The organism is Sphingomonas sp. R1 (assembly GCF_025960285.1).
Classification (GTDB): domain Bacteria; phylum Pseudomonadota; class Alphaproteobacteria; order Sphingomonadales; family Sphingomonadaceae; genus Sphingomonas.
This window is the reverse complement of sequence record NZ_CP110111.1, coordinates 384,409-399,999: the sequence shown is the minus strand read 5'-3', so window position 1 is coordinate 399,999 and position 15,591 is coordinate 384,409. Positions and strand designations below refer to the sequence as shown.

Genomic DNA, 15,591 nt, shown 5'->3' with positions numbered 1-15,591 from the left:
CGTTCTATCGTGCCTCGGTGATCGTGAACTCGAACGCGCCCTTCATTCCGCTGGCCACATCCCATTCGGGCGTGGCCGAAAGCACGAGATCGCCTTCGATACGGGGCGCCGCCAACTCGGCGACCGCGTTGGCCGGGATTGGCACCCGGATCAGGTTTTCCAGCTGCACCGTGCAGTTGCCGCCCGAAACGCCAGAGCTTGTCGTGATCCGGTCCAGGTAGCGCTGCCCGCCAACGATGATGCTTATCCAGTCACCTGCGGACGGCGTGTAGCCGCCGCCGATGCCCGCGATTTGCAACAGACGTCCACCGGTCACCAGCGAACCCACTACGGTGGGGCCGGTGATGATCCCGGTGCGACCAGGCACCTTCACGGCGCACAGGCCACCCAATCGGGTCGCCGCGCCCAACAGGGCAGCCCATTGCCTATATTCCCCGCTGCTGACGAACATGGGCTTGGTGGCGAACTGAAACTGCCACCGCGACCCCATCCGGTCGACGCGCTGCGAAGCGCCCCCCGTGGTGGAGGTGATCACTCCGCCGAAGGTCAGCGGCACCGGAACAGCCTTGGCAATCGGCAGCGGCGTAAGATCGATGACAGCCATCAGTAAAGCCTTTGCCGAGAGCGCATGACGGATCGCCGCTGCGCGGCCTGCACCTGCGCGGACGATGTCTGCCCGCTGATGCCCGCGACGCGGGGGACGAAGGCTGCACCTTCCTCCCCGACCACCTGGACGATGATGGGCTGGCGCTGGGCAGTCCGGTCGCTGCCCGGCGTGATGCTCACCAGCTCGCTGGCCGAAACCATCGCGCGCGGAATGCCGTTGATGGAGAGCACGTTCTGATCGATCCCACCCTTGCCGCCGATCATGAAGCTTCCGCCGTTCGCGAACCCCGGAAGGCCAAGGCTGCCGAGGTTCAGGGCGTCACCACCCCCGAGCCCGGAAGCCCAGTCCCCGCCGCCGCCGCCGAACAGGCTGCCGATCGCGCTGAAAAGCCCGCCACCGCTGCCGCCGCCGCCGCCCAGCAGGCTGGCGATCGGCTTGATCAGCTGTTGCTGGATCACGATGCGCAGGATGTCCGACAGGATCTGATCGGTTACGTTCGAGAACACGTCGCCCAGCGACTTGCTGCCGATCGCCGCCTGCGCCAGGCCGTCGTTCAGCTGCGCGAGCCCATCCGCCGCGATGTTCTGCAGCGACTCGTTTACCTCGCCCGCGGTGCGCGGAATGCTGTCCAGATATTGCGCCAGCGGCGCGGCGTTCTGGCGATCGATAAGCGCGCCGCGTTTGCTCTTTTCGGTATCAAGTGCTTCAAGGCGCGCCGTCAACCGGTTGCGCTCAGTTTCCGCCAAATCTTTCTTAGCCAGCGACTCTTGCAGCGATGCGCGTTCGGCTTCGATTTCGTTATCCAAAATCTTTAATTGGATGCGCCGCCGTTCATCGGCGGTACGCGCCAGATCGCCATCCAACTGTAGACTTCGCGTGCTGGCGGCCAGTTGATCCTGCAAAACCTGAAGCCGCTCCGCGCTTAGCTGGTCATCAAAGCGAACGTTGATCAGGTTCCGCTGCAGCCGATAATTCTCCTGCGTCTCCGCCCGAAGACGCTCCGCACGCTGCTTGCTGATCTCACCAGACTTTTTCTGCGCGTCAATTTCGAACATCGCCGCCGTAGTCTGGGCTGCTAGGATTCGCTGTTCGTCGGAAATGCGCTCGGACGCACTGGCGTTGCCCTGTTGCTCCAGGCGGATTCGTTCGTAGTACAGCTTCTGCAGCTCGCGATCACTGGAACGCGTGTCCATCGGTTTCGCGGCTGGTTCTGATTTTGCACTTCCCTCCCGTCCGCCGCCGGCTGAAGAATTCTTGCCTGCGCCAGTGCGTAGGCTGGGATCCAGCACACCGGTTTTCAGCGAACGCATTTCCGCCTGCAGCTGTTCGATCTGACGGCCGCTCTGCACGAACAGGGAACGCTGCTCGAGGATCTGCTTGGCGAAGGCTGCATTGGGCGACTTGCTGCCAGCGATGGCCCGCAGGCCCGCATCAATGCCAGGCCCGCCAGGCCCTTTCTCAAACAGCTTCGCGACATCGAAGTTGATGTCTTTCACCTGCCCCCGCCCAAGTCCGCGCTCGGCAAATACCGGGTTCTGGTCCCGCAGGGTCGATTGAAGCGCGGCACGGCCTGTGACCCGCGCAGATTCCTGGATCTTGCGCGCTTCTTCGATCTTCAGGTCGCGCCGGAGCATCGCGCCCTGCAGCATCGCCGCATTGTTCTCTTTGATCTTGCCGGTGTTACGATCGAAGAACGTGCCGATATCGTCTAGCGCCTTGCCCAGATCATCGGTCGCTTCCTTCAGTTCCTTGCTAGCGTCAGCCGTTTCGAACAACTTGAGTGTCAGCGGGGCCAACAGCACCACTGCGGAGGTGATCACCGCTCCCCAAGGGCCACCAAGGAAGCCGATGAGCCCCTTGGATTCCTTCTGCATGAGCTGCAGCGCGCCGATCACCTGGAACACCTGCTGCCCGAAAACCTGCATCGGCGGCGCCCCGCCAGCGAGGCTGCTCGCAACGTCACCGATCTGGAAACTCAACTGCTGCATGCCGGCACGCGCAGCGCCGGTCGTGCCATTCAACTTTGTAAGTGAAGAAATCTGCTCATCGTAGCGAGTGCGAAGCCGCCCCATGGCGGTGGCGTGCTGCTCAGCGGTGAGCGCCCCACGCTTCAACCCATTCTCCAGCAACGCCTGCTGCTTGTTGAACCTGTCGGTGGCGGCGGAGACCGGATCCAGCTCCTTCACCAGGGCGCGCAGGCCGCCCCGGCTCTTCTCGATCGCGGACAGGAACGACGCGCTCTCACCGGCGAAATAGGTGGTGAGGTTCGCGAGCGTCGTCATTACAGGTTCCTTCCGTTCGCCAGCGTCGGGCGATTGGCGGCAGCGGTCACGCCACTACCCACCACCGATTCGATCCCGTCACGCAGCGTTTCGATTTGCACGTTCACCAGCGCCGATTTCAGTCGTTCCAGCTCCGGCCGCGCCCAGGGCCGCGGCCGCATCTTCACCGTGCCGATTTCCACGAAGTATCCCCAGAAGGCGTTGCCGGTGGTGACCTTGAACACCACGGCGTTTTCCTTCTCCGGGGTCACCGATCCTACGCGGATGTTCTGGTTGAGGTGCCCATAATCCTTGCTGCGCACCTCGCCCGATTTCAGCGTCCAGCTCTTTGTTTTCGGCCTAGGGTCGTAGGGCGCGGCCAGCTGCCAGGCATCGCGCAGCAGATCGGCCGAGGCCTTGATCGCATCGCTGCCGATCTCCGTCGCAACCGCATGCCCCAGATCCACCAGCATCTTCTCCAGCTCGGCAAGGCCGGGCATCGAAATGCCGATCTGCATCGCGTTACCCCTCCCCGGACTTCGCCTTCCCCTCCAGCACTGCGCCCCACAGGTCGATCGAGAAGGCGATCTGTTCCGGCGTCTGCCGAACCACCGGCGGCGGCTGTCCGGTCATCTCGTGGAGTTTGGGGAAGCCATCCTTGAACTCGAACCGCCCCAGCACGGCGGTCTGCCAAACGGCCCAGCCCCGGCGACGGCGATAGGCGGTGATCATCGCCTGCGTCGTGCGCGGGGTTTCCTTCCAGAAGCCGGCGGTGGTGCCACCCGCCTCTAGATACAGCGTCAGGACTTCGTCCCAGCTCCAGTCGGGTCGTTCGCCGGCGGCTACGCCGGCATCGCTTCCCCCTGGTCGGGATCCTTCAGCCGGATGCTGCCCTGAATGGCCTTGCCCAACGCCCCGCCGATTTCCGCGATGTGCGCGGTCATCAGCGCGCCGCAATCGCGCAGCGTCAGCTCAGGATGGTGCTCGCGGGTGGCGCCGAACAGCACCGCGCGCGAGGTGCCGAGCCGCACCGTCTTGGCTCGCTGCAGGATCCGCTTCGGGTTCGACGGATCGCGGATTTCCTCGCAGCTGATCAGATAGCCCAGCACATCCAGGAACGGCTTGTCGAGGATCTCCTCCACCGTCACCCAGGCTTCATTGTCCATCACCAGGCGGAGCGTGCGACCGTCGGACAGCACCGCCTCGGCTTCGCCACGCAGCTGGATCATGCCGTCACCACTCCGCGCGTCCACACACCGGTGCGCTTCAGGGTCACGGTGGCGGTCTGCACCCCGTTCACCGGGCGCGAATCGGGGGCGAAGCTGCTGATATAGGCATAGCCCTTGATAAAGCGCGACGTCGTGCCGGCACCCTTGCCGACCAGGCGGAACAGCTTCTTCGCCCGAGCGCCATAGGCGGTGATCAGATCCTCGGTCGCGTCGGAGCCTTCCACATAATTGATCTTGAAGGTCATCTCGCCGGGATCATAGATCTCATCGGGAATGAACTCCTGCGGCACACCGCCATCGGCGTCGCGCGCGCTGTCGTGCGTCGTCACGTCGGTGAAGTTGCGAGACAGCGTCGGCGGGGTGACCTCGATCAGTTCGGCGATCAGCTCCAGGGTGGCGTCGTCGTCGCCCATTTCGAGCCGCTGCCCGAAATTGGTATTTGCGTTCGTCGTCATGGTTCGAACCCTCTCAATATGCGGGGCGGGTGAAAAAGCTGAAATCCTGCATGACGCGGTAGAGCGTGCGTGCAGGCTGGGAATCGCTGCCGGTCAGTTCCTCCCGGGTGCGCAGGCGGATCTGCAGTTGCGCTGGTGGCGAGAAGACGGAGTCGCCGATCGTCACGTCGTCGAGCCGCTGCAGTTCATCCTTGATAATGCGTTCGAGGGTGCGGACATCAGCCGCAGCCTCGGCATAGCAATCGAACTGAACCCGCGGGTTGAGCAGCGTCATCGGCCCATCATGCGTCCAGCCTTCGCCGGGGCTGACCTCGGTAAGCAGCACCGCCGCCGACCAGAGACCGCGGGGCAGATCATACCAGCTCACGTTCGCGGTAATCGCAGCAAGCGGGGGCAGGCCCAGCAAGCGGGTGCGCAGATCCTCTTGCCAAGCCATGTATCAGCCCCTCGCCAGCACGGCGGTAAATTCAGTCTCGGCGCGGCCGACAGGTACGGCGCCGGTGATGTTCCAATTGCCCAGCGCGGAGACGATACGGTGGTGCGCCGGAAGCACTGCCCGCGTCGTCGCCGTCGCATCGACGCGGAACGTGGCCACCTGCTGCGCGCCACTGGCGGCACCGTCACGGCGCTCGGCACTGCTACCATAGCGTGCACTGGCCAGGGCGCGGGCGACCTCGCTCCAGGCCGGTTCGTCTTCCGTGCCCATGTCCCCGATGGTCACGTCTGCGCGCTCGAACCGGATAGGCGTATCCCTGCGGCCACGCGCGAGCATGCGGCGGTCTCCCTCAGATCGCGATCAGGCGGTGCTGATCGCACAGCATACGGAAGCCGAGCGGCAGCTCGCCTGCGGCGCCCTGCATGACAACGGCTTCGCGGTTGGTGAACAGGTGCGCTACGAACATCTTCGCTGCGGCCAGCAACCCGGCGGGACAGGCTCCCGCGGGGAAGCCTGCGGAGAAGGTAACGGCGACCTCGCTGGCGTCGGCGGGCCACGCCGTGCCGATCGCCGAGCGCAGGCCTGCGACAGTCCAGCGCCAGGCGCTCGCATCCATCGCCACCGCCACGCCCGAGGCGTCGAGATAGTCGACCGCCTGAACCGCGATGGACGCTTCAGGGCCGCGACCAAGGCGCATCGGCCCGCTGCTGTCGAACCCCGCGAAGGTGGCGATCAGGCCAGTGCGCGGCGCGAGGTAGCACCCGGTATATTGTTCAACGGTATCGATCGCCGCATCGCGAAGCGCACCGATGAGATCATCGAAATCGTCCTCCAGCACCGCCAACCACGCCTTGCACGCGGCCAGCGGCAACAGGGTTTCGCCATAGCCATCCGGAACCGCCGATGGGGTGATCTGGAACAGCATGACGAAACCCTGCCGCGGGAGAGAAGATCAGGCCGCGCCGCGGAAAGCTGCGCGGGTGCGGACGACGACGGCAGAGATCGGCGTACCGGTCGCGTGCGTGCCGCTGAAGTCTGCCAGGAGCTTCAGGTAGCGCTTGCCGCCGATGTAGCCGATCTTCTGGACGGTCGCCGCCGCGTGCGCCGCGGTCAGCGAGCGGACGATGCCATTGCTGATCGTAGCCGGCGCAAGCGCATCCTTGATCACGTCATCGTCGGTGACGTTGGTGTAGGTGACGTTATCGTCGCTGTGCGTCAGTACGAACTCGATCTTGTTCGCGCCGGTGAAGGTGATGCCGCCTACACCGATGTGCAGCAACAGCGATGCCGCGCCATAGTCGACGCTGTCGATGGCGGTGGGGGTATTATCTGCCGAATACACGGCGGGGGGAAGCACGCTGATCGGAAAGATCGAGCTGGCGTTATCCCGTTCGGGAGTCATGGCGATTTCCTTTCATTGAAAGCGAGGCGGGGCCAGCGCGCGCCGGCCCCGGTTGCAGCGATCAGCTGGTGCCGAACTTCAGCGCCTTCAGCGCCTCGGTGTTGACGGCACCCCCGCCGGTGCGGCGGCGCATGTGATATTTGACGAAGCCCGGCGAGGTGATGTTGTCCCGCACCACGCTGGTGCCGAGACGATCGACGATCGTGTAGGCCTCGGCGAAATCACCGAACAGCACGCTCAGCGAGTCGGCGGCGATCGCCGGCATGTCCTCGCCATCCACAACAGGGAAGCCGAAGATGGATTCGACGAGCGCACCATCCCGCAGGCGAAGATCGACCAGATAGTTGCCCTGCCCGTCCTTCAGCTTGCGCACGTCGCGCACCGTGCGTCGCGCCATCAGGAAGCTGGACGCCTGACGATAGCCGGCCTTCACCTCGAAGATAAGATCCAGCAGCTTGTCCGCGCCGTTCGTGCTGGAACCGAAGCCGCCGGACGTGCCGGTGGCGACGTACTGGAAGGTGCCCCAGGCGCGGGTATCGTCCGCGGTCGAGGCGAAGGCATATTGCAGGATGCCCTTCGGCTTCAGATTGCCGTCGCCGTTGATGAAGGCCTGGTTTTCCTTGCGGGCAAACTTCGCCACCGCCTTCATCGCCAGCCAGGCCTCGACGTCGATCGACGCATCCTCGAGGAGCTTCTGCGTCACCATCGGATAGGCGTAGAGCTCGTTCGCCAGAATGCGCCACATGCCGACCTGCGGGGCGTCGGTCTGGGCGCGAGTCTGCTTCTCACCGACCCAGGCAGCATCGACCTCGCCATTGTCGATCGGGCCTTCCAGCGCATCGGTGGTGATGTTCACCACGTTCGCCAGCTGGCGCATCGGCGTGGTCTCATAGAGCTTCTGCACCATGCGGCCCGAGACATCGGGCGTGACCCAGAATCCGCCCGAGGGATCGCTCGCCACCTGCATGGTGACGGCCTTCACCTCCGCGCGGCGCAGATAGGCGCCCAGGTCGCCCTTGTACTCAGCCAGCTTGGACGGATCGAAATCCTTGACGCCGATCAGCTGGCCGAATTCGCGGGCGCGCTTTTGTTCGATCGCGGCATCGCCGCCGGAGAGCGCCAGGCGGTTCGCCTTGGCCTCCATTTCATCGAGCCGCTTCTTCAGCTCGGCCTGCCCGTCGTCGATCGCCTTGTTCAGCTTCTCGACTTCGTCCTTGGTGACAGCGTCTTCGCCCTTGCGTTCCATCTGGGCGAACCGCTCGTCATTCTTGCGGCGGAATTCCTCGATGGTCCGCGCCAGCGAGTCGGTCGCCTCCTTCACCTCGCGGCTCAGGTTCTCGCCGCCCTTCTTCTCCGGCGCCGGAGCCATGCCGAGCGCCAGCGCGCTGACGCCGGTGCGCCAGCCGCTCATCTTGCCGATATACATGCTGTTTTCCTTCAGTCGCGCAGCAGCTGGGCCGACTTGCGCAGGGCCATGATCGCGTCGGTCACTCCGTCCCGGAGCCTCGGATCGGGTTGGCGCCCTTCGTCGCGAAGGACATGCTTGCGGACGACGCTGACGGCCAGCTTCGCCTCGCGGTGGGAGAGCCCTTCGTCACGAAGGGCCTGCTCCAAACTTCTGTCGTCGATCGATTTTACGCCCGTGATCTGGGCTTCCGGCAGCATCGGGAAGGTGACGAGGCTTACCTCCCAAAGCTCGGCCTTCTTGATCCGGCGCACGCCGGTCTGCCGATCGATCTCGTCGTCGAGCGTGCGATAGCCGATCGAGAGCCCCTTCACCGCGCCGGCCATCATCAACGCCCGTGCAGCCGCGGCAGCGGGCACGTCCAGCACCAGGGAGCCCTTCACGCGCAGGCCCTTGTCGTCTTCCGCCAGTTCGTTCCACACGCCGACGGGAATGCCGCTGTCGTGCTGCCACAGCATCGGCGGCATCGCCTTCTTGCGGCGCCAATCGGCCAGCGACTGCTTGAACGCGCCGGGCATGACGATATCGCCGCCGCGATCGAGGATGCCATAGACCGAGGCATAGCCCTCCACCAAGCCGGTCGCGGAATCGTCCCCGGCCAGCTTCACCTCTAGGTCGAACGCGAGGCGATCCATCAGTTGCTCCTCAAGCGCCGGTAGTTTTCACGGGGGTCAGGTCTCGGCCATCCTGCACGGCCATGTTCCCTTCCACGATGTATTGCCCGCCGCCGGCATCGTCCCGCGGGTTCATGTCTTCCATCTCGCGCCATTGATCGGCGTTGATCACGCCGTTGCGGCGCATGATCTGCAGGCCTTCCTGCCGCGACTTGTAATCGCCGCGCATCAGGGCAGCGAGGTTGAACTTCAGATAATAGCCGTCACGCTGCTCCTGCTCGCTCAACAGGCTGACATCGGCCGACTGCTCCAGCCTGTTCGCAAGCGGCGAAAGCGTGTGGACGACATGTGCCAGGAACATCTGCTCGGCGCTGGCATAGGTGGCGGTCTTCTCGCTGAGCCCGACCATGATCGGCATCACGCCCAGCGCGCGGCATACCTCCTCGATCTGCAGGCGACGCGTCTCGACGTGCTGCGCATCCACACCGGACATCTGTTGCTGCAGCCACTTGGCGCCGCGATCCAGCACCAGCGGCGTTCCGCTCGCGCTGGCGTGTTGCTTCAACCAGGTCGTGAGCTGGGCGTGCTGCTCAACTGACAGCGAACCCTCGATCGAGTAAACGCCGCTGGGCGAGACGCCGTTCTTGTGCATCTCGGCATGGCTCTGCTCCAGCGCGATCGCGAGGCCGATGGCCTCTCGGGCAAGCCGCACCACTTCCATGCCCATCCACCCGGACCAGCTGAGCCCCCGGATGTGCCACATGCCCTCCGCGGGGATGGTGCGCTCGCCCGCGCCATCGTCGCCGGTCACCGTATACCGCAGCGTCAGATCCGATTGGCGGGTTACCCGCACCTTGCCGGGCTCCAGCAACACCAGCTCGACGATGCGCCCGCTGCCGACGCGGTTGATGAACACGAAGGCATTGCCGCACAGCATCAGGTGCGCGACGATCGTCTCCCAGAATTCGAACGCGGTCTGGCGGCCAAAGGGCTGGCGATACAGCAACCAGTAGAGCGGATGCTCCCGCGCAACATCTGCCCCGCCGGCGGGCCGAGTCTTCATCAGCTTTGCCGGCGACTGGGCGATTCCCTGCGCCACCACACGCACACACGCCAGCACCGCCGCCACCTGCAATGCCGTCGAATAGGTGACCGATACGCCAGCCTTGCTCTCCGGCCCCATCAGGAACCCGGGAAGCTGATCCAGCGTGAACGTGCCGCTCTTGCGCTCCAGCGCACCGGCAATGCTGCCGAAAAGACCGGCCATCAGCGCGCGCGCCCCGTCAGGATCGCACCTGTCACCGCGAACAGCCCACCGACGATGAAGCCCGCCGGGAGATAGACCATGCCGGCACCCGCCGCGATCGACACGACGCCGGCCAGGCCGATCACGTCCCGCACGATCGCACGCACTTCCATCGAACCTACTCCGCTTCCCAGAAGGACTTGCCGCCGCCCTCCGCCTCCGGATTCGCCTCCAGCAGCTTGGTCGCATTGAGGGCGGCAATGAACGGGTCGATCTTGGCCGCGCCCGCGACGTTTTTCGTGATCATCACCGTCTGCCTGCCTTGCTCTTCCTTGGCGTTGCTGACGCACCACGCCATCAGGCGCGAACCATCATGCACCGCGCCGCCGAATTTCAGTTTCCGTGCGAGTCCAAGGACGGCCGACATCAGCCGGTATCCCTGCCCCACCGCCACCACCTGCGGATCTTCCAGCCCGATCTTCGCCAGTTCATCGACCAGCGCGCTGACGCCCTGCGGATCGAGCCCGACGCCGCCGCGCTCCGGCATCAGGCCGCTGGCCTTCACCTGGGCGATGATGTCCACGATCTCGCGAATGTCTTGCGGGACGGCGTATTCGTCGCCCAGCTCGTCGGCGTCGGCCGCTGGCGTCACCTCGGCGCACAGCACCAGGTCGCCATCGTCCATGAAGTCGCGGAGAGCCGAAGCGATCTGTTTCCGCCGGTCCAGCACATCTGGCCATGCCCAGGCCTTGCACCAGTACAGCCAGCGGAGCGTCACCTTCTCGCGCCCAGCGACGCACAGGCCGTAGAGATCGTCCAGGCCACCGCCGTCGACGCCCACCACCGCGACTTCGCACCGCTCCAGCAGCGTTTCCAGCGTCAGCGTCGGATCTGCCGCCGCCTCCCAATAGTCCGTGCCGCGCCACCGATCGCGCCGCAGTCGCAGCCCGATCTCCACGTTCAGATGCTTCGCGAGGAAGATCTGCACGCCCTCGCCGTCGCCGCGCTGTTCCTTCAGCAGCTCGGCGGCGAGCCACTCGGCGCTTACCGATCGGCCGAGGTTCGGATTGGTGACGTAGAAATTCGCCGGATCCAGATAGGCCTCGGCGTCGATCATGGCGCGTGGCCATTCGTACAACACCGCCAGCGTGGTCGGATCCTCGATCACCCCGTCGCGAACATCGCGCCAGTAATCGAGCTTCGCCTTGTAGATGCCTGCCGGCGGCTCGTCGCTGTGTGTGGTGATGAACACCACGAAACCTTCGGGCCGCGAGACCAGGCCGCCCAGCGCCTCGCGCAGCATCGCCGCCGCCTTCGGCTGCTTGCCGAACAGCCATAGCTCCTCGACTAGGACGAACCCGGCCTTCTTGCCGCCCACGATGTCGCTGTCGGCCGCGACCACCTTCAGCACCGCGCCTGTTACGCGATGCTTGATCTGGCGAAGATGGTCCTGGACGTGCAGCAGCTCGGAGAGCCGCGGATTGGCCCGCACCATCGCCGCCGCCGGGGCGAAGCTGTTGAGCGCGATTTCCTTGGTCGGTGCCAGGATCAGCAGCTCGGCTTCGTTACGCCAGTTGCGGATCAGCGCCGTCAGCATGATGCCGGCGGCAATGGTCGACTTCGAATTCTTCTTGCTGATGACCAGGCCGAATTCGCGGATCAGCCGCTTCAGTCTGCTGTGATCATAGGCGCCGAAGATGGCGCGGACGAAATCGAATACCCACTGGTCGCAGGCCTCGCCGAACATCGGCTGGCCCGGCACGTCGACCATGCGGAGCGACTTGAACACCGCCAGGGCCGCATCGGCCTCGTCGGGGAACAGCGGTTCGAACGGGATCAGCGATCGCCGCTCGACGATGCGCGCTTCCCAGTCGGGGCAAGCGGTCGACCAGCGCCGTTCCAGTTCCCCCGTCGCCAGCGCCATGCGTCAGTTCAGCAGGTTCGGCGCTTCCGGCGCGGCGTAAAGCCCATCGATCTCAGCCGCGGCTTGCAGCTGGGCTTCCTTCTTGCCCATGGGCTTTTCCTTCTTCGGCTTGGCCGAGGGGTGCGGCGCGAGGGCGTCGGAGCGGTCACGCAGGCGCAGCCGCTCCATCTGTTTCATCAGCTCCTTCTCGGCGGCTACGTTGCCGCCGGCAGCCTCGGCATTGAGCCGCGCGAGCTGTGTCATCTCCATCCGGAGCCGCGCCGCCTGCCGCTTCGACACTTCGGAAAAATAAACCTTGCGCAGCGTGGGGACCGAGATCCCGATCGCCACTGCAGCATCCTTGACCGTCAGGCCACGCGCGAACGCCAGAAGCACCTTGTTGGAGTTTTCCAGAGTCCACAAATGCTCCGGCCTCCCACGGCCCTCGCGCGGCTGCACGACGGGGTCACCGAACAGGTCGACCACCAAATTTCGCTTAGCCACAAAAAAAATCTCCGAATGGCAGGGACTGCGGTCAACCCGGCTTCAACCCTCCAGACTTTTGACCACCCCCCGCCTCTAGGGCTCAGCGCAACATTGTTTCGCTCAGTGCGTCGGTTTGGTCGCCTTCGCGCAACTTTCGTGCGTCAGGCGGCGCCACGCGCCCTTCGCGCTCGCGCCTCGGCGGACTTCGCGTTGTGGTGCGCAGTGCAGTACCAGTCGAGGCCGTCGAGGCCGGGCAGATCCGCCCCGCCGTCGCGCCTCTCCTGCCGATGATCGAGGATCAGCCTGCCACCGCATCCGCAGACGCAGCAGAACGCTGGTCCTTGCGCCCGCTTAGCAGCACGCAGCGCCTTCCACTCCGCAGACTGATAGAACCGATCAGCCACCTTCGGCATCGGCGCCAGCTTGGGCTGCAGGCCGCCGAGCCGTGCAGGCATCGACTTCAGCTTGCCCAATGCAGGAACCCCAAAAGCGCGAAGGGCGCCGCAGCCGAAGCCACAGCGCCCTTCGCAAAGGCAGGAGAGGAAAGCCAGCGTCACGCACACTGCTTCACCAGCATGGCAAGAAATAGACGATCGGGGCCCCGTAAACCGAACGATTTATTTTCATTCCAGCCCGACCGGAATCAACAATCGCTTGACACCCTCCAGTCCGCAGAAGTCCGTGCGTCGCGCCACGTCAACCAATTACGGTCGACTGGAATTCGCCGCCCACAACGCCCGAGCGCCGGTCCTGTTCCAGCCGGTTGACCCGCTTCACCAGCACCGCCAGCACCTTCCGATACCGATAGGATAGCGCATCCGCCGTCCGCCAGCGCGCCTTGGCCTGGACGAGCCGCGACCACGGCACCCGCGACGCACCGTTGGCCAGCGCCTCGATCGCCCGCACCACCAGCACCCTGTCATCGTCATCGCTCACCAGCCGCAGCCAGTCGAGCCGCTGCTGCATCTCGCCCAGCTCGGCGCGGCTCGGCGGCACCTTGGGCATGCGTGCCGCGTCATAGGCGCCATGGTCGCCCGCCTCATGCCGGAAAAGGTGCCACGGCCCGTCCCCAGCGAACGGCCAAGCGCCGCGCACGAACGCGCGCCGGTAAATCGTCACCGCCTCCACCAGCGCTTCCTGCAGATCGTCGAACGTGCGGAACCCGTCGCCCGCCTCGCGCATCTTGGCAGTGTTAGAGAAGTTGGAAGTAGTCATCTTTCCCTCTTTGATTATAGAACGGACAGACAGATAGATGCAGGGATATCGCGCATGCATGCGCGCCTATATGGGTAGGTTATTGGCGAAACAGTCCGTACTGTCCGGACTGTCCGTAACTCACGCTTTCCTGCGGCTTTGTTGCACAGACAGTTAACGGACAGACGGACGGTTTGAACACCTATTGCGCCACTGCTTTCACTCTACCAAACTCGTCGCGCTTTCATATCCCAGCCGCGCACCCCGAAAGCACGGACAGTCTGGGCCAACTGTCCGTGAACTGTCCGTTCCTCATAGCGGCGGGACATCATCGTCGGGCGCCTCCTGGGGCTCGGCGGCAGGCGGCAGCAGCTCGTCGGACTTGCGCAGCCGCGCGCCGCGGCGCAGCTTCCTGCCCTTGCTGTCCTTGCCGCACATGATGATCTGCAGGTCGCCCAGCTCGCGCCCGAAGCGGGTCGAATTCATGATCTCGTTATCGGCCTTGCTCTCGGCCTCGCACCACTGCTTGTAGGAGCCGTACAGGTCCGCCGAAAGCTCGCGCGCCATCGGGTCGCTCATGTCGAGCATCGCCTGCACCCATTCGGAAAAAGGGTTGGCCGAACGCCGATACTCCTCGATCGCGTCCACCACCTCTTGCGGCTGCTCCAGCCCTTCGTTGAGGTATCCGATGATGCCCCTGATGATCCAGTTCAGCACGCCGCTGGGCCCGCCATTGTCCTCGCGCAGGATGCGGTTGTGCATCCCCTTCACGATGGCCTGCCCCTTGAATTGGTGCCGCCACATCATGATGATGATGCGCCGCCAGATGCCGTCGTCGTCGCCGGTGATGCGCGGTCGCTTGTTCGCCTCCATCACTACCTTGCCGCGAGGCTCGAACTCGCTCTCCGCGCCGTACAGCGGCCGATAGGGCACCGGAGAGCCGCCGGTGAACTGCTTCACCCGCTCTTCGGCCATGGCCTTGCCCCGCTTCGGCTCCTGGATCGAGATCAGCCGCGTGTCGCCCACGAAGCGCACCAGCTCGGGCGTCGCCCCGCCTGCATCGGTGTCCGGCCCGTCCAAGAACGTCTGCACCTTGCCGGAAACGGCATAGCTGCCCAGCACGATGCGCAGCGCGTTCATCGCGGTCGATTTGCCGTCGCCGCCCTTGCCCTGCAGGATGACGAAGATTTGCTCCACGTTCAGGCCCGTGGCGCAATAGCCCATCAGCTTCTGGAAAAACCACCGCACGTCCGGATTGGGCAGCACGGTCTCCATGTGCTTCACCCACATGGCGTTTTCCACTTCCGGCACCCAATCAGCCGCGCATTGTCGCGTCAGCAGATCCTCAGGATCATGCGGCGCGTCGCGCAACTCCCAGCCATCGGCGCCCTGCACGAAGCGCAGCGTGCGGTTCCGCACATTCAGCGTCAGCGGATCGGCGTCGAATTCCTCCTCCCGCCGGTTCAGCACGTCCAGATTGGCCGCTTGTTCCAGCATCGCCTTGGTGCGCGAACTGTCGCCGGACTTGGTGGCATGCTTCGACAGCGCCTCGATCCGCGATTCCAACAGCTCTTCCGTCATGCCGGCGGGCAGGTCGCGGCGATCGAGCCGATCCTGCAGCGCCTCCATCTCGGCCCGCATGCCGCGCGCCACGTCCATCGCCTTCAGCCGGGCAAGCCGCTCGCCATCGTCGCGAGACCAATGGCCATCCTCATAGGCCAGCCAGCCCCAGCTGCGAACAAAGGTCAGCAGCCCCTGCGCATGTGCGACAAGCCGATCGGCGTTGCCCTGGTCGTTCAGTTCCTTCCACGCCAGCGCCCACGGATCCACCACCGCCACTTCAAACCCCGTCTTATCCGCCATGGCGCTTTCCCTTCCCGTCGATGTCCACGGCGCGCGCCAGCAGCAGCGCGGTGTTCACGCGCTTCCGACGGGCCGATTGTTTCTGTTGCTGCCGGTCATCCCCGGCGAATTTCTCGAACAGCGCCTGGTCGCGCTCGGTCGCCATGCCGGCCTTGGCGTTGTGCGCCTCCACCGTGCCGCGATACAGGCCGAACGTCGCCTCACCGGCGCGCATCGCCTCCTCGCCATGCTTGGCCACCTTTTCGAACCAGCGAACCACAAGGGCGAGTTGCTTGCTGTCGAAACCCTCCTCCTTGGCGAGCTTCCGCCGCGCCGATTCCTGCGCCCGCAGCAGCGCGATCTCGGCGCGCAGATCCAGCAGGAACAGCACATGCTCCACCAGCATCGCCGCCTGGTTGCCGTCTTCCAGCGCGACGATCTCCGCCGTCAG

At 64.8% G+C, this 15,591-nt stretch carries 19 protein-coding genes; all 19 read right to left on the bottom strand.

The features are described 5' to 3' along the window. Window positions 1–4 precede the first annotated feature (4 nt). The 19 genes from OIM94_RS01970 to OIM94_RS01880 all read right to left on the bottom strand — a co-directional run bounded on the left by OIM94_RS01970 (window position 5) and on the right by OIM94_RS01880 (window position 15,161). Window positions 5–604 carry a hypothetical protein gene (locus tag OIM94_RS01970; protein ID WP_264608458.1) on the bottom strand — a complete coding sequence of 200 codons (600 nt, stop codon included), beginning with the start codon at window positions 602–604 and terminating at the stop codon, window positions 5–7. Then, window positions 604–2,889: a phage tail length tape measure family protein gene (locus OIM94_RS01965; protein WP_264608457.1), complete on the bottom strand. Its 2,286-nt coding sequence runs from the start codon at window positions 2,887–2,889 to the stop codon at window positions 604–606. Before OIM94_RS01965 ends, OIM94_RS01970 begins: the two co-directional genes overlap by 1 nt. Continuing rightward, window positions 2,889–3,386, bottom strand: coding sequence for an HK97-gp10 family putative phage morphogenesis protein (locus tag OIM94_RS01960; RefSeq protein WP_264608456.1), 498 nt, complete (start codon window positions 3,384–3,386; stop codon window positions 2,889–2,891). The genes OIM94_RS01965 and OIM94_RS01960 overlap by 1 nt, the downstream gene beginning before the upstream one ends. Before the next feature lie 4 nt (window positions 3,387–3,390). After that, a complete protein-coding gene (locus OIM94_RS01955; protein ID WP_264608455.1) occupies window positions 3,391–3,600 on the bottom strand; it encodes a hypothetical protein in 210 nt (69 codons plus the stop codon). Window positions 3,601–3,710: 110 nt separating this feature from the next. Beyond that, the gene (locus OIM94_RS01950) at window positions 3,711–4,097 is read right to left on the bottom strand and encodes a hypothetical protein (RefSeq protein ID WP_264608454.1); all 387 of its coding nucleotides are present in this window, start codon (window positions 4,095–4,097) and stop codon (window positions 3,711–3,713) included. After that, window positions 4,094–4,552 carry a phage tail tube protein gene (locus OIM94_RS01945; RefSeq protein WP_264608453.1) on the bottom strand — a complete coding sequence of 153 codons (459 nt, stop codon included), beginning with the start codon at window positions 4,550–4,552 and terminating at the stop codon, window positions 4,094–4,096. The genes OIM94_RS01950 and OIM94_RS01945 overlap by 4 nt, the downstream gene beginning before the upstream one ends. Before the next feature lie 13 nt (window positions 4,553–4,565). Further along, window positions 4,566–4,988 (bottom strand): hypothetical protein, encoded by a 423-nt coding sequence (locus OIM94_RS01940; protein ID WP_264608452.1) that lies wholly within the window; start codon window positions 4,986–4,988, stop codon window positions 4,566–4,568. 3 nt (window positions 4,989–4,991) lie between these two features. Then, window positions 4,992–5,324, bottom strand: a complete 333-nt coding sequence (locus OIM94_RS01935) for a head-tail adaptor protein (RefSeq protein WP_264608451.1) — start codon at window positions 5,322–5,324, stop codon at window positions 4,992–4,994. Between the two features lie 13 nt (window positions 5,325–5,337). Next, on the bottom strand, window positions 5,338–5,913 hold the full coding sequence (locus OIM94_RS01930) for a head-tail connector protein (RefSeq protein ID WP_264608450.1): 576 nt from the start codon (window positions 5,911–5,913) through the stop codon (window positions 5,338–5,340). Window positions 5,914–5,940: 27 nt separating this feature from the next. Continuing rightward, window positions 5,941–6,390, bottom strand: a complete 450-nt coding sequence (locus OIM94_RS01925; RefSeq protein ID WP_264608449.1) for a hypothetical protein — start codon at window positions 6,388–6,390, stop codon at window positions 5,941–5,943. Between the two features lie 61 nt (window positions 6,391–6,451). Beyond that, a complete protein-coding gene (locus OIM94_RS01920) occupies window positions 6,452–7,816 on the bottom strand; it encodes a phage major capsid protein (RefSeq protein WP_264608448.1) in 1,365 nt (454 codons plus the stop codon). Window positions 7,817–7,827: 11 nt separating this feature from the next. Further along, window positions 7,828–8,490, bottom strand: a complete 663-nt coding sequence (locus OIM94_RS01915) for an HK97 family phage prohead protease (RefSeq protein WP_264608447.1) — start codon at window positions 8,488–8,490, stop codon at window positions 7,828–7,830. Between the two features lie 10 nt (window positions 8,491–8,500). Beyond that, window positions 8,501–9,736, bottom strand: coding sequence for a phage portal protein (locus tag OIM94_RS01910; RefSeq protein WP_264608446.1), 1,236 nt, complete (start codon window positions 9,734–9,736; stop codon window positions 8,501–8,503). After that, entirely contained in the window at window positions 9,736–9,888 is a 153-nt protein-coding gene (locus tag OIM94_RS01905; protein WP_264608445.1) for a hypothetical protein, read from the bottom strand. The genes OIM94_RS01910 and OIM94_RS01905 overlap by 1 nt, the downstream gene beginning before the upstream one ends. Window positions 9,889–9,893: 5 nt before the next feature. After that, window positions 9,894–11,639: a terminase large subunit gene (locus OIM94_RS01900; protein ID WP_264608444.1), complete on the bottom strand. Its 1,746-nt coding sequence runs from the start codon at window positions 11,637–11,639 to the stop codon at window positions 9,894–9,896. Between the two features lie 3 nt (window positions 11,640–11,642). Further along, entirely contained in the window at window positions 11,643–12,104 is a 462-nt protein-coding gene (locus OIM94_RS01895; RefSeq protein ID WP_264608443.1) for a hypothetical protein, read from the bottom strand. 161 nt (window positions 12,105–12,265) lie between these two features. Next, on the bottom strand, window positions 12,266–12,661 hold the full coding sequence (locus OIM94_RS01890) for a hypothetical protein (RefSeq protein ID WP_264608442.1): 396 nt from the start codon (window positions 12,659–12,661) through the stop codon (window positions 12,266–12,268). Between the two features lie 139 nt (window positions 12,662–12,800). Beyond that, a complete protein-coding gene (locus tag OIM94_RS01885; protein WP_264608441.1) occupies window positions 12,801–13,319 on the bottom strand; it encodes a hypothetical protein in 519 nt (172 codons plus the stop codon). 291 nt (window positions 13,320–13,610) lie between these two features. Then, window positions 13,611–15,161: a phage/plasmid primase, P4 family gene (locus OIM94_RS01880; RefSeq protein ID WP_264608440.1), complete on the bottom strand. Its 1,551-nt coding sequence runs from the start codon at window positions 15,159–15,161 to the stop codon at window positions 13,611–13,613. Window positions 15,162–15,591: the final 430 nt, after the last annotated feature.